Below are 13,110 nucleotides of genomic sequence, written 5' to 3'. Positions count from 1 at the left end.
AAACGGTTACATTACATTAATTAAACAATAATGTGCTAATTCCTTCTTTCCTACTCAATTATACGATAAACTTTAGAAATTCATGTTTGCATAACATAGAAAAAAGCAGCGAATGTCGCTGCTTTACAGGTTATACAGGCGCTTTTTCTTCCTGTTCAGGATGGTGATCGTAATCAATAAGCGCTTTTGGAAGGCCCGTATATTTAGCCCAATAATAAATCCCAAGAGATACGACCGCTATGATAATTAAGTCTACAGGCGTATCGATTAAACCTTTCCCTCCGCCGAACGAACCGATATAAGAAATAAAGAGCATGATGATATAATAAGCAACTAGCCACCATGTTGATTTAATCTGCTGACGAAGACTTACTTCATTTTTAGGCACATATTTAGCAAAAATCAAATATATAACAAACATGACCAGTTGAGAAGTTAGCAGCCACGAAATAGTCTTCCATCCTGACCAGTACACAATAAAGGAAGCAAAAATAAAGGATAATGGACCAATTATACTCATTCCTCTTAATTTAAAAGGCTTTTCCAAATCTTTTGCGTTCACCATAAAGGCCGCTGATGAAATTGGTGCAATCGCGTAAGATAGAATAAGCGCAACAGAGCATACGTTTACGAGTGCATTCCACGAAGGAAATGGCAGTGTCCAAAAAATCGAAAGTCCTAATGAAAGCCATAAAGATGATCGTGGAATCCCTGTTTTTTTATCCACATGAGCAAACGTTTTAAATAACGTACCGTTACGAGACCAAGCATAGATAAGTCTAGAGGTTGTATTCATAAAAATATTACCGTTACCACCCGGTGATAAAATAGCGTCTAAAATAACAAGTGTTGCTAGCCAGCCAAGACCAAGAACAACAGCGATGTCTTTAAACGGCAGTGAAAATTTATCTTGAATGCCGGACCAACCGCCTTTAATCATATCAGATGGAATGGCCCCGATAAATAAGACTTGTAGAGCGGTATAAATAAGTGCCGCTAGAATGATACAAATCACAAGAGCAATTGGGATATTACGCTGAGGATTTTTCACCTCTCCAGCTACCGATACAATCGGATGAAGGCCTAAGTAAGCAAACATAACCCCGCCTGTAGCAATGGCGGCCTGTATACCATCAAATCCCCCGGGAGCAAACTCTCCCATCGTAAAGTTTCCTGACTTAAAATAAAATGCCAGCGTTACGATTACAGTAAGCGGTACAAAATATTTAAAAATAGAAATAATAATATTCGATTTGGCAAATGCTTTTACACTCCAGTAATTGAGTAAAAAGAATAAGCAAAGCAACACAAATTGTAGAATCCATCCAGATATCGTCGGTGAATCAGATCCAGATTTTGTTAAACCCGGAAACCAGTAGGCCACATACTGTCTCACTGCTGTTACTTCGATAGCGATTAAACTAGTGTAAGCTACGATCGTAATAAACGAAATCATATAGCCTACAAGATGACCGTGTGAATAAACAGGATATCGAATAATTCCTCCTGTACGAGGCAAGGCAGCCCCTAGCTCAGCGTATACAAGGCCTATTAATAAAATAATAACTCCACCAATAACCCAAGAAAAACTTCCTGCAGGACCTGCTTGCGTAGCGACATTACTAACGGCAAACAGCCAAGCGGAACCAAAAATAGCCCCTAATCCAATCAATGTTAAATCTAATAGGGATATCGTCTTTTTAAACGGACCTTTATTCTCCATAAGCTTCCTCCTTTGGATGAATCATCACTTTTGTTGGTTTTTTTGACAACATTCATATATATTCGATAATATGTGTCAAAATTTTTATTACTATACCCATTCAAAATTACTTTGAATCCCTTTTCTTTATTTCTGCAGATTAATTAACAGAAAATTTTAAAAACTACTCTTGCGTTCAAGACACATTAAAACTTTTTCTTCTTTTCTTTAATGGGTAAAATACTCAATAAATGAAAGGAGTTAGATAAATGACTTTACCAGAGAATTTGCCTGTTGATTTTACTGCTTACAACCACTTAACATTCCTTCCGCTCGGACGTAAGAATAAATCGATTCGATCCGTAGGAAGTAAACATACTAAAGGGCTGCTTGGACGTTTAAATGACTACTTTGAGCGAGCAATGAATCAGTTACCTCAAGAAGATATCATCCTTTTTCAAACATTCTTATATGGAAATCATAGGGGCGGTTTTCCCGTCGCAATTGATAAAAATGAAGACGTTTATCCTTACTTTTGGAAACCAATTTCATTTCTATGGAAAGAATATAATAAGAATTGCGGCATTCCTATTCATCATGATGAGTTTTATTCTCAAGATTTTACGGTTTTGACTAAAAATGAGTTGGAAAATTATCTCGGAAGCATTATGAAAGATTACATGTTTTGCGCTAGAATACATGATTCTTCAAAAGAAGAATGGATTCAACATATTAATAAGTGTTTTTTCAAACATCCCCTCATTTCTCTTTATCACCGAAATGCAGATGTGATTGAAGCAATTGAACAATCAAAAAAATCACCTTTGCTTTTTATTATGAAAAACCCTGAGCAAATTGCTTTTTGGCGCAATCGGATTGAAATCATTATGAGACCTTTTCGCTCTCTTTCTTCCACCGCCTTTGAGAGAGGATTTGCAGATACGGAAGATACGGTATTAACTGTTCACGGAGAAAACGAGATCATTCGCTTAACTTCAGAAAACAGAGGTCTCGCTGTAACATATGATGTCACAAATGATGCTATTTCACTCGGTGATGAGTATAATGTAGTGCTAGCAGCCAAACGATTAGCTACAACTCAGCGGCAGTTCGAAGAGATTATAGATGAAAATGAAGAAGTGATTCAAAAACTGCTTGTCTTTTTTAAGTGGAAAAGTCTTTTAAAGCATCATGAAGTGCACATCAAAGAAATCCAAGACAAATTGTGCAGCCTAACCACTTATCAACTTAATGAAGAACAAGTTTTACGGGAAAATGATCCTTTTCTTTCCTTCATTCAAAACGTATTACAAGTAAAAACACCGAATGCCAATCTCAAAATTGGTTCCATACAATGGTTTTCACAGTGGGATTTTTCAGATGTCACCCTGCTGCAGGAAACAAACAAATTTATATGTTATATGGGTCCAAACGAAATAGAAACGAAGCTGACAGAAATAAGCGCTAAGATAGAAAATGAACTTCATAAGCAGCGTCAGAACCTGCTTTTGACTCCGCTAAAAATCGGTCAAATAACTTTCGATTCAAACCAAATGTTACAGTTATTAACGCTTATAGATACCTTAAAAAACACGGAAACTCAGCAGAGTTACGTACAAATTTTAGAAGGCGTTTCTACTAACAGCATTCGTCAAAAAGAGCTCGATAAAATACCCGCATTTGGATTATTAAATTCCGTAAAGCGCAAGCGCATTGTTACGTATTTACAAGAATTACAAAACTATCAGCTGCTTAAAAAAGAGAAAAAAGGATTCAGCCTCACTCCAAAAGGAGAAGCCATCCGAGGTCTATTTGAAGAAGAATCACGGAGAATATGAGATTGTATCTCACGTGATTCTTCTTTTTTGATTTTGAAGACTACTTTCTCTATTAAATGCTTATCATAATTAGAAAATTCCATTCATATAATTATTACTAGATTAGCAAAGTCCTTCATACCTATTAGCCTGACGCTGACATAGAGAGGAGATTTCGCCATTGAAATCTAGTAATCGCGCCAATTTTGTAGTGTTAACATATAAGATGGTTCTTGTTATTTTATCCGTTGTTTTAATGACATCATCTATCATTGTTCTAGTAAGTTACTCAGCATTTAAAGAACAGTTCAATTCTTCTATTGTCTATCAAACGTTATCAAAGCATAAAGCAGAAAGTCTTTATTATTTAATGAGCCAAGAAAACCATCATTTTTCAACGGCTTTTGATAAAAACTACTCACCTCCCGGTCTTTCTTCTACACTGCTCGAGTTATCAACAAGTATTCGAGCAGAAGACGCGAGAAGCTTGTTTGGTTCCGAACTTCCTGGATTTAGTATTTACGACTCCAATATCATTATCGCCGGTGAAGGCACAAATTTCACAAACTTCCCTAGAGAATCTGCACCGCCGCTAGATGAAACGCTAAAAGAAAGAAATTCTACTACAAAAGTTCAGCAGCCTAAAGAAAACAATGGTACGAACGCTCAAAATAATAATACAACTGGCGGGAAAAAGGTATTTTATATTTATCATACGCACAGCTGGGAATCTTACTTGCCTCTGTTAGGACTTGAAGGTGATCCAGATGCTAATAAAGCAGTGGATAGCAAAACAAATATTAATATTGTTGCAAATATGCTAGGAAAAGATTTAGAGGCTCAGGGAATTGGGGCAGAAGTTGATCAAACCAATATTGGACAGAAATTAAAAGAAAAAGGTTGGAACACCAATCAATCGTACGCCATGTCTCGCACAGTCATTGAAACGGCGATGACTGAAAATAGAGATTTAACTTACTTTATCGATTTGCACCGAGATTCGCTTCGAAAAGATAATACAACCATTAAGATTAACAATAAATCGTATGCAAAAGTTGTGTTTGTTTTAGGAAAAGCGAATCAAAACTTTGAACAAAACTTAAAAATGGCAAAAGCGCTTCATGAAGGACTTGAAAAGAAATATCCCGGATTAAGCCGCGGAGTTATTGGCAAAAACAAATCCAGCGGTAACGGTGTATATAATCAAGATGTTTCCAAAAATGCGATTTTAATCGAAGTGGGTGGAGTTGACAATAACTTTGATGAACTAACCAACACAACAAAAGCACTGTCTGATGTCATTAGCCAATTTTACTGGCAAGCTGAAAAAGTAGATGCCCCTGCTCCATAAAAAAAGCCCTCTTCAGTGAGGGCTTTTTAAAATTCAATTCCTTTTACAGCCGGAATTCCTTCATCGTAATAATGTTTATGAGGCTTCATTTCCGTCACAAGATCTGCTGCTTCCATCACTTCTTTTTTGGCAGAACGTCCGGTAATGACCAAATGCATATGCTCAGGGCGCTTTTGAATAAGGTCAATTACTTCGTGTAGCGGTAGCACATCATCAATAGGAAATTTCTCGATAGCCAGTGCATTATTTAACTCGTCTAAAATAACCACATCATATTCGTTCGAGAAGACTTTGTCCTTCGTGAGCGCCCAGGCTTTTTGCAAAGCTTCACGATGTTCAGGCGGTGTTTTTGTCCACGTAAAGCCGACTCCTGTTTGAATCATTTCAATTCCTATTCTGTCAAACATCAGCTTTTCGCCATATGTACGCTGAGGAGATTTAATAAATTGAATCATTAATACTTTTTGTCCGCGTCCCGTAGCGCGCAACGCAAGACCTAAAGCAGCGGTTGTTTTCCCTTTTCCGTCTCCGGTATAAATTAACGTAAGACCCCGTTTGTCTTTCAATCTAAAAACCTCTTTTTCTTCGAATTTCAGTTTACAGCCATGTTGTTTTTTCTGTAAACGATGTTCTAGCAGGCTCTTTCATTTTTGTAAGAGACTCTTCATTTGGATAGCCTAAAAATACGTTTCCTACCACGACTTTACCTGCAGGCTTTCCGATAAACTCATACAGTCGCTCGTCTCGAACAAGACCAACTCCTCTTGTTCTCCAAACGAATCCAAGCCCTAATTCTTTAGCTGCTAGCCACATGGAATGAATCGCGCACGAAACCGCATATTTGTTATCTTCCGTGGCTTCTTCGTCTCCTTCAACTGTATCAGCTGTTACAACAATATGTACAGGTGTATTTTTCACTGCTTTTAACGAACTTTCTACTAAATGAGGCTTTGTCGGAAAGCGCTCCTTTAGATACGCTTCAGCCAGTTCTTCATACTTCTTTTTTGCTTCTCCTTGAATCACATAAAAGCTCCAGGGCTCTCTCATTCTGTCATTTGGAGCCCACGTCGCTGCTTCAAGCAGCTGTTCGATTTTCTCTTGTTCGACTTCACGCGGTTCATGATCTCGTACCGCTCTTCGTTCTTTTAGCTGTGAAATAATCGTCATATTGTCTCCTCCTTTTAACGTTAAAGCAGAATATTTTCCGCTCTTTCTTCGAACCATTTTATTTTTTCTCTAATTGTCACTACTTCACCTACAAGCACGATGGCAGGATGAGCAATTTCTGCTTTTTTTGCTATTTCTTCGATTGTGGCAAGCGTTCCCGTTACGGTGCGCTGATACTTCGTCGTTCCCCATTGAACAAGCGCTACTGGCGTATGTTTATCTCGTCCATGGTCCATCAACTGCTTGCATATATGAGGTAAATTTCCAACGCCCATATAAAACGCAATTGTATCTATTCCTTGAGCAAGCGCTGACCAGTTTAAATAATCTTTTCCTTTTTCTTCTCTTCCATGCCCCGTTACAATCGCAAAAGAAGTGGCATGATCTCTGTGGGTAACAGGAATTCCTGCATAAGCTGGAGCTGCAATTCCTGACGTGATACCAGGCACGACTTCGTAAGGAATTCCTTGAGTAGCAAGTACTTCAGCTTCCTCTGCTCCGCGGCCAAACACAAAAGGATCGCCTCCTTTTAAGCGCGTCACTACTTTTCCTTGAAGTGCTTTTTCAACAAGCAGTTCGTGAATACGATCTTGGATGACTCCGTGCTTGCCCGGTAATTTCCCGCAAAAAATAAGCTCCGCGTCTTTTTTAGCATAGTTTAATAACTGTTCATTAGCTAAGCGATCATATAAAATGACATCCGCCTCTTGAATACACTCCATTCCATATACGGTTATTAGCTTCGGATCTCCTGGTCCGGCTCCTACTAAATATACTTTTCCAACTGTCACACGGCATCTCTTCTTTCTTTTTTTACCGCTTTACACTGTTCCACCCAGTTTTCTACCATCTTCGTAGAAGAGCCGAAATGAAAGTGCGTATAGCCGGCAATTAAATTATTGTTCATATAGCCTTCTTCTTTCATTCCTCGCATCCCTTTTGTATCATAGGCAGGCGAAAACTCTTTCTCTGAATGAAAGGTTGAATAATGAAATTCATGGCCTTTAGCTTGTATATCGCCTTTAAATAAAAAATTCCCTGGCTTTCCCGTCACTTCTCGGTACCCTAAAGCAGCCAATTTTGTCTGCATTCTTACTTGTCCGGGAATAAGCCCCACCATTTCATGGCATGTATCATCTGTTGTGACAATAGCATCTGTTAAAAACATAAAGCCTCCGCACTCAGCAAGTGTAGGAATCCCTTTTTCGATGGCTGCTCGAACAGAATTTTTAACGTCAATTTGCTGAGCCAGCGTTTCAGCAAATTCTTCTGGAAATCCGCCTCCTATGTAAAGGCCATCAGCATCTTGCGGAACCGTCTCTCCTTTTAAAGGCGAAAATTCTACAAGCTCTGCTCCGTAAGCTTTTAACAATTCGAAATTTTCTTCATAATAAAAGTTAAAAGCGGCATCTCTTGCCACAGCAATTTTCACTTGAGGTACGGACGGCTTTGTAAAGATAGGATCATTAATTTCTATTTTAGGAGCTAAAGCCAGTTCATATACTTTTTCAATATCAATTGTATCATGAACAAGCTGCCCTAACTGTTCAAAAAACGGTGTTAATTCTCCTCGTTCAATCGACGGGATCAGCCCGAGGTGACGTTCAGGAATCGTAAGATCATCGTTTCTTTTCAAGTAGCCTACTACAGGGATATGACATTCCTGCTCAATCGCTGCCTTAACAAGTTTATAATGCCCTTCACTTCCAACTCGGTTAGCAATTACACCGACAATGTTCGCTTCCGGTAAAAATTGCTGAAACCCTTTTACAATTGCCGCTGCACTTCTAGCCATACTAGCACAATTGACAACTAAAAGGACAGGGCTATTGGTGATTAAGCTGATTTCTGCTGTTGTCCCTTCGTTCGTTAACGGATTTTTCCCATCAAAAAATCCCATAACTCCTTCCATGATGGAAATATCAGCGTCTTCACTAGCTCGAGCTACAATTTCCCTAACCATATCGTGTTCAAGCATCCAGCTGTCTATATTACGAGACGCTCGTTCTGTAACAGCCGTATGATACGTTGGATCAATATAATCGGGTCCGCATTTAAACCCTTGAACTCTATAACCAGCTTGTTTTAATGCCGCCATCAGCCCAATTGTAAGTGTTGTTTTCCCTACGCCACTTCCGGTACCGGCAATGACGAGTCTTCTGTTTGACATGTTGTTCTCTCCTTTAGTCATATGGAATAAGCGCCACTGAAATGGTGACATTCCCTGACTTTTTCTTCACAAGTTCAAGCGTATCAGCACCGCTGTATAACATAGCAGCAGGTTCACTAACGCCATATGCACCTGTATATTTAAAGACAGTATCTGAAGGCTGTTGGATACTTATGCTGTTTAGCTCTTGGGGCGAATAATAGACAAACTCCCAGCCGTACTTAGACGCCACTTCTAGCAGCCCTTCTTCATCTTTCTTTAACTCTATTGTACATAATGCTTTTACACTTTTCATTGAAAACTGAAGTTCAGCAAGCGTTTTTTCAATAACGGTTTCAATTTCCGCTGCGCTTGTTCCTCTGTTGCACCCCATCCCAATCGCCAGTACTTTTGGACGGTAAAGAACACCGTTTTCTAAGATCGCTTCTTCTTCTTTTTTTAAATTGCGATGCGTTACGACCAAGGCTGCATGTGGCGATGCTTCGAGAGCTGTCTGAATCGATGAGTACGTTTTAATGTTAGCTGGAACAGGGTGCTCATAGTGCCACCAGCCCTTTTCACCTGATTCTTGAACCACCGCTATTGCTTCTTCGTTTACTACAGAAGCGCTGACAGGGGTTAGCTTTTCTGCTGATTCCCACACCCATCCAAAGCGCTTACCAAATAAATCAACGGGAATCGTTTTTTGAACATCGGATGCTGTTGTAATAACAGGATGGGCCTCAAGTGCTGCCGCAACTTCACGCGTTAGCTCATTTGCTCCTCCGATATGACCTGAAAGCACGCTGATGACATTTTCGCCTTTATCATCAATGACAACAACCGCAGGGTCCGTTTTCTTATCTTTTAAAATAGGGGCAATCATACGTACAACTGCTCCCAGTGAAATAATAATAATAAGTCCTTTATACGATTCAAAAAGAGAAGGCAAGAGCATCCGCACGCTTCCTGAAAACAGCTGAATGTTCTGTTCTCTTTCGTCTCCTTTTTCAAACTTGCTCATGTAATACACATCGGACTGCTGAAAAGTGCGGCCTAGATTTCTTGCAATTTCTACGCCATGCTTCGTGATGGCCACGACAGCATAATCCCCGCGCTGTGTAATGGGAGCTTTTTTTCCTTCTTGGAGTTGAATCATTCCGACTTCACTCCTCTTCGAAAGCCATGGGTAAATGTTTTATCATAAAGTTTTGATCGATAATCTTTGTCATGAATGTGGGGGTCAAGGGCCCAGCCTGCCAAAATCATCGCCTGCTTACGAATGCCGTTTGTTCGCATAGCATCATCCAGGTCTTTTACCGTCGTGCGAACAATTTTTTCATCTGGCCACGTTGCTTTATAGACTACTACAACCGGCGTGTCCTCACTCCAACCGGCGCTTATAAATTCTTTCATTACTTTTTTTGTGAGCGTCGCACTTAAAAATAAAGCAATGGTACATTTATGTTTTGCTAAATCAGTTAATTTTTCAAACTCAGGTACAGGCGTTCTTCCTTCAGCACGAGTTAAAATAACCGTTTGAGTCAAATCTGGAATGGTTAATTCTGCTTCAGCCGCTGCTGCTGCAGCAAATACGGAGCTGACTCCCGGAACAATTTCAATATCAACGCCTTCTCTTTTTAAAAGCACCATTTGTTCCATAATGGCTCCGTACATAGCCGGATCTCCGGTATGAACTCTTACAACCATTTTTCCTTCACGCATGCGATCAAGCATCGTACTGACCATTTCTTCTAAATGCATACCAGCTGTTTTTAACACTTCAGCTCCTGGTTTAGACTTAGCAACTAGCTCTTCACTTACTAGTGAGTCAGCGTATAAAACAACATCTGCCTGCTGAAGTAATTTTAAGCCTTTTACGGTAATTAAATCTGGATCTCCGGGTCCAGCTCCGATTATGTATAACTTCATTTTCGCACCACCATTAGCGTTAAGTATTGTAAATCGGCTCCTTCTAGTTCTGAAGCTTTCCAAATAATTTCTTCATCTGACGTTACTTTTGTTACCACCGATGCTTTTTCAAGCAGATCAAGCTCTTTTAAAAGACCGACCATAAAATCGATGACTTTAGCCACTTTAATAAAAATAACGCAGTCGTTTTCCATTAATACTTTTTTCATTGTTTCATAATCTTCACGAGCAGGAACAATGGCCACATGTTCATCACCGTCTGCTAACGGAATACCTAAACGAGACGCAGCCCCGTTAATAGATGAAATACCAGGAATGACTTGAATCGGAGCTTCAGGGTGACGTTCCTGCATCAGGCGCATCATGTGAATAAACGTACTATAAAGCATAGGATCTCCCTCTGTCACAAATGCTACATCTTTTCCCTCCTGGAGCTTTTCCCATACTCGTTCCACTGTTTCGGTCCATTTTTTCTCTAAAATAGCAGGATCTTTTGTCATTGGAAACACAAGGCCTAGCATGTCTTTTTCATTTGCACTGAAATAGACATCAATAATTTTTTGGGCGTAGCTTTTGCTTCCTTTTTGCTTTTTTGGGTACGCAATAACGGGTGATTCTTTTAATTTACGAAATGCTTTTACTGTAATCAACTCTGGATCTCCTGGTCCAACTCCAAGTCCGTACAATGTTCCAATCATGTTCATTCTCCTCTTTTGGCTGTAATAATATAAATGGGGTTTAAAGCGTCAAATCGTGTTAAGTGTAAAATTGGCTTGCTTCTTGAAACTTGTGCAAGGGTAACAGCAGTCTCAAATCCTCGCTCTTTAAAAGCTTTCATCGCTTCTGCCAAATTTTCAATCGTTACGGCATTTAATACGATGCGCCCTCCTGAATTTAATCGGCTGCAGCACACGTCTAAAATGGTTTCCATGCCTCCTGCTGTCCCTCCAATAAACACCGCATCAGGATCAGCAAACTCACCTAACCCTTCCGGTGCTTTTCCGTGCACAGTATGGGCATCTACTCGAAATTTCGCTAGATTTCCCCTGCAGTTTTCCAAGTCTGCTTCGTTTTTTTCCACAGCAAAAATTTGTCCTTCACGCGCAATTTTAGCTGCTTCAATCGCGACTGAACCCGTACATGTTCCGATATCCCACACCACGCTGTCTCTCTTTAGCTGCAGGGCGCTAATACTAAGTGTACGAACTTCTTTTTTAGTAATAAGTCCCTTGTCCGGCTTGCGTTGAATAAATTCATCGTCCTCTATTCCAAGAGGCCAAACTGGGCTTTTTTCTACCTGCTTTAATATCACGACATTAAGCGGAGAGAAGAGTTGATTCGCCGCCTCTTCTAGCGAAAGCAGCTGACAGAGCTCCGCCTCTCCACCTAGATTCTCTGCCACAAACATCTTGTACTCTGTCATGCCGAATGATAATAAGTAGTTTGCCAGAGCACTAGGAGAATTTTGCTCATCGGTTAAAATCGCCACTGTTTTATAGCCATCAATGCGCTGAGCCAGCCCTTTTATACTTCTGCCGTGTACGCTTGTAAAATAAGCGTCTTGCCATCGCTCTTTTAGACGTGAGAATGCAAGTTGAATAGAACTTAAATAAGGATATATTTCAACGTCTAGCCTCGTAGAAAGATAGCTTCCTATTCCGTAAAATAACGGATCGCCTGAGGCTAACACAACCGCATTTCCTTCTTCGTTTTTTAAACGTTCAACAAGAGAAGAAAGACCTCCTTCAATGGCTACTTTTTCTCCTTCAAAATCTTGAAAAAAGTCAAGATGACGCTTTCCTCCAATTAGCACATTGCTTTCATAAATCCACTGTTCATACATAGGAAGCAAACTTAATTTTCCGTCGTCACCTATTCCAATAATTTTAATTGCCATGTTGCACCGCCTGTCCTAAAAAATCTCCTTTTAATGTGTAAAGAGACGTATCGACATCGATTCCGTCCCCCACTTCCTTTAATGCTGATAAACAGCAGTACTCGCACAGTTTTTCGAAAAACTGATGATGACCGCTTTGCGTCATTAAATCTCCCACTTGAGAAGCTGTGTTTGCGCCTTTTATTTCCTCTACCAGTTCAGCAGAAGCGCCTGACTCAGAAGCTGCTTTTGCTAAAAAATTAAAATCAATAGGTGCACTTTTTGAATGAACCATCATAACGCCTTGCGCGACTTTTGAAAACTTTCCCATCATGCCTACGAGCGACACTTTTTTCATTCCTTGCTTTTTACATTGTTTTAAAGTAAATCCAACAAAATCTCCCATTTCGATAAATGCTTCTTCCGGAAGTTCAGGGAACTGTTTCATTCCATACTTTTCGCTTCGGCCCCCTGTCGTAATGACAACGTGCTCACAATTACTCGCTTTAGCCACGCTGATTGCCTGCACGATGCTTGCTTTATAAGCAGCTGTTGAGAACGGAACAACAATCCCCCGCGTCCCCAGTATCGAAATGCCTCCTAAAATACCTAGACGCGCATTTAATGTCTTTTTCGCCATTTCTTCTCCTTCAGGAACCGAGATGACAATCTTAACGCCTTTTTGTATGTTGTATTCAGCTAAAAGCTGTTCAGCCGTTTCTTTCAGCATCTTTCTTGGCACAGGGTTAATGGCTGCTTCACCGACAGGAACTGGAAGGCCGGGCTTTGTCACACGCCCTACTCCCACTCCTCCATCAATGATAATGTCTGCACCATTACACCACGAAACTTCAGAAATAATCAGCGCTCCGTGCGTGGCATCGGGATCATCTCCAGCATCTTTAATGATGCTGGCTACAGCGCTGCTTGTGCGATACTCGCATTCTTCAAGATGAAACGTAGCAAAGCGGCCGACAGGTAAGTAAATCGTTGACTCATCTTGCACTTCTCCTGAAATTAGCGTAAGCAGAGCTGCTCTCGTAGCTGCCGTTGCACAAGCGCCCGTCGTGTAGCCTTCTCTGAGTTTCTTAGGTTCTTTTGGTACTTCCTTCATGC

12 protein-coding genes are annotated in these 13,110 nt (G+C 40.2%); 2 read left to right on the top strand and 10 right to left on the bottom strand.

Translation table 11 applies throughout. The annotated features are described in order from the left end of the window. Window positions 1-130 precede the first annotated feature (130 nt). The gene (locus AC1VNJ_RS12480; protein ID WP_013057301.1) at window positions 131-1,723 is read right to left on the bottom strand and encodes an APC family permease; all 1,593 of its coding nucleotides are present in this window, start codon (window positions 1,721-1,723) and stop codon (window positions 131-133) included. 248 nt (window positions 1,724-1,971) lie between these two features. Here AC1VNJ_RS12480 and AC1VNJ_RS12475 point away from each other — a divergent pair, with 248 nt between their 5' ends. Further along, entirely contained in the window at window positions 1,972-3,540 is a 1,569-nt protein-coding gene (locus AC1VNJ_RS12475) for an RQC-minor-2 family DNA-binding protein (protein WP_482640852.1), read from the top strand. Between the two features lie 160 nt (window positions 3,541-3,700). Next, complete coding sequence (gene spoIIP, locus AC1VNJ_RS12470) at window positions 3,701-4,870, top strand: stage II sporulation protein P (protein ID WP_034269194.1); 1,170 nt, start codon at window positions 3,701-3,703, stop codon at window positions 4,868-4,870. A gap of 26 nt (window positions 4,871-4,896) precedes the next feature. On the opposite strand, the gene cobO is transcribed toward spoIIP, so the two are convergent. From cobO to AC1VNJ_RS12425, 9 genes are read right to left on the bottom strand one after another with little or no spacing between them, the layout of a single operon-like run. After that, window positions 4,897-5,436, bottom strand: a complete 540-nt coding sequence (gene cobO / locus AC1VNJ_RS12465) for a cob(I)yrinic acid a,c-diamide adenosyltransferase (protein WP_034269191.1) — start codon at window positions 5,434-5,436, stop codon at window positions 4,897-4,899. Window positions 5,437-5,467: 31 nt separating this feature from the next. Further along, window positions 5,468-6,037 (bottom strand): nitroreductase family protein, encoded by a 570-nt coding sequence (locus tag AC1VNJ_RS12460; RefSeq protein ID WP_033579163.1) that lies wholly within the window; start codon window positions 6,035-6,037, stop codon window positions 5,468-5,470. Between the two features lie 20 nt (window positions 6,038-6,057). Then, window positions 6,058-6,828, bottom strand: a complete 771-nt coding sequence (gene cobA, locus AC1VNJ_RS12455) for a uroporphyrinogen-III C-methyltransferase (protein WP_013057306.1) — start codon at window positions 6,826-6,828, stop codon at window positions 6,058-6,060. Next, window positions 6,825-8,207, bottom strand: coding sequence for a cobyrinic acid a,c-diamide synthase CobB (locus AC1VNJ_RS12450; RefSeq protein ID WP_033579165.1), 1,383 nt, complete (start codon window positions 8,205-8,207; stop codon window positions 6,825-6,827). Before AC1VNJ_RS12450 ends, cobA begins: the two co-directional genes overlap by 4 nt. 13 nt (window positions 8,208-8,220) lie before the next feature. After that, window positions 8,221-9,345 carry a cobalt-precorrin 5A hydrolase gene (locus tag AC1VNJ_RS12445; RefSeq protein WP_482640851.1) on the bottom strand — a complete coding sequence of 375 codons (1,125 nt, stop codon included), beginning with the start codon at window positions 9,343-9,345 and terminating at the stop codon, window positions 8,221-8,223. Then, window positions 9,342-10,118, bottom strand: a complete 777-nt coding sequence (gene cobM, locus AC1VNJ_RS12440) for a precorrin-4 C(11)-methyltransferase (protein WP_033579167.1) — start codon at window positions 10,116-10,118, stop codon at window positions 9,342-9,344. The genes AC1VNJ_RS12445 and cobM overlap by 4 nt, the downstream gene beginning before the upstream one ends. Then, a complete protein-coding gene (cobI, locus tag AC1VNJ_RS12435; RefSeq protein WP_476248067.1) occupies window positions 10,115-10,816 on the bottom strand; it encodes a precorrin-2 C(20)-methyltransferase in 702 nt (233 codons plus the stop codon). Before cobI ends, cobM begins: the two co-directional genes overlap by 4 nt. Before the next feature lie 2 nt (window positions 10,817-10,818). Next, entirely contained in the window at window positions 10,819-12,015 is a 1,197-nt protein-coding gene (gene cbiE / locus AC1VNJ_RS12430; protein ID WP_482640850.1) for a precorrin-6y C5,15-methyltransferase (decarboxylating) subunit CbiE, read from the bottom strand. Then, entirely contained in the window at window positions 12,005-13,108 is a 1,104-nt protein-coding gene (locus AC1VNJ_RS12425; RefSeq protein WP_028413119.1) for a cobalt-precorrin-5B (C(1))-methyltransferase, read from the bottom strand. Before AC1VNJ_RS12425 ends, cbiE begins: the two co-directional genes overlap by 11 nt. Window positions 13,109-13,110 lie beyond the last annotated feature (2 nt).

The sequence above is a fragment of the Priestia sp. 3CA3 genome (genome assembly GCF_056836725.1).
This window is presented reverse-complemented; position numbering and strand designations above follow the sequence as displayed.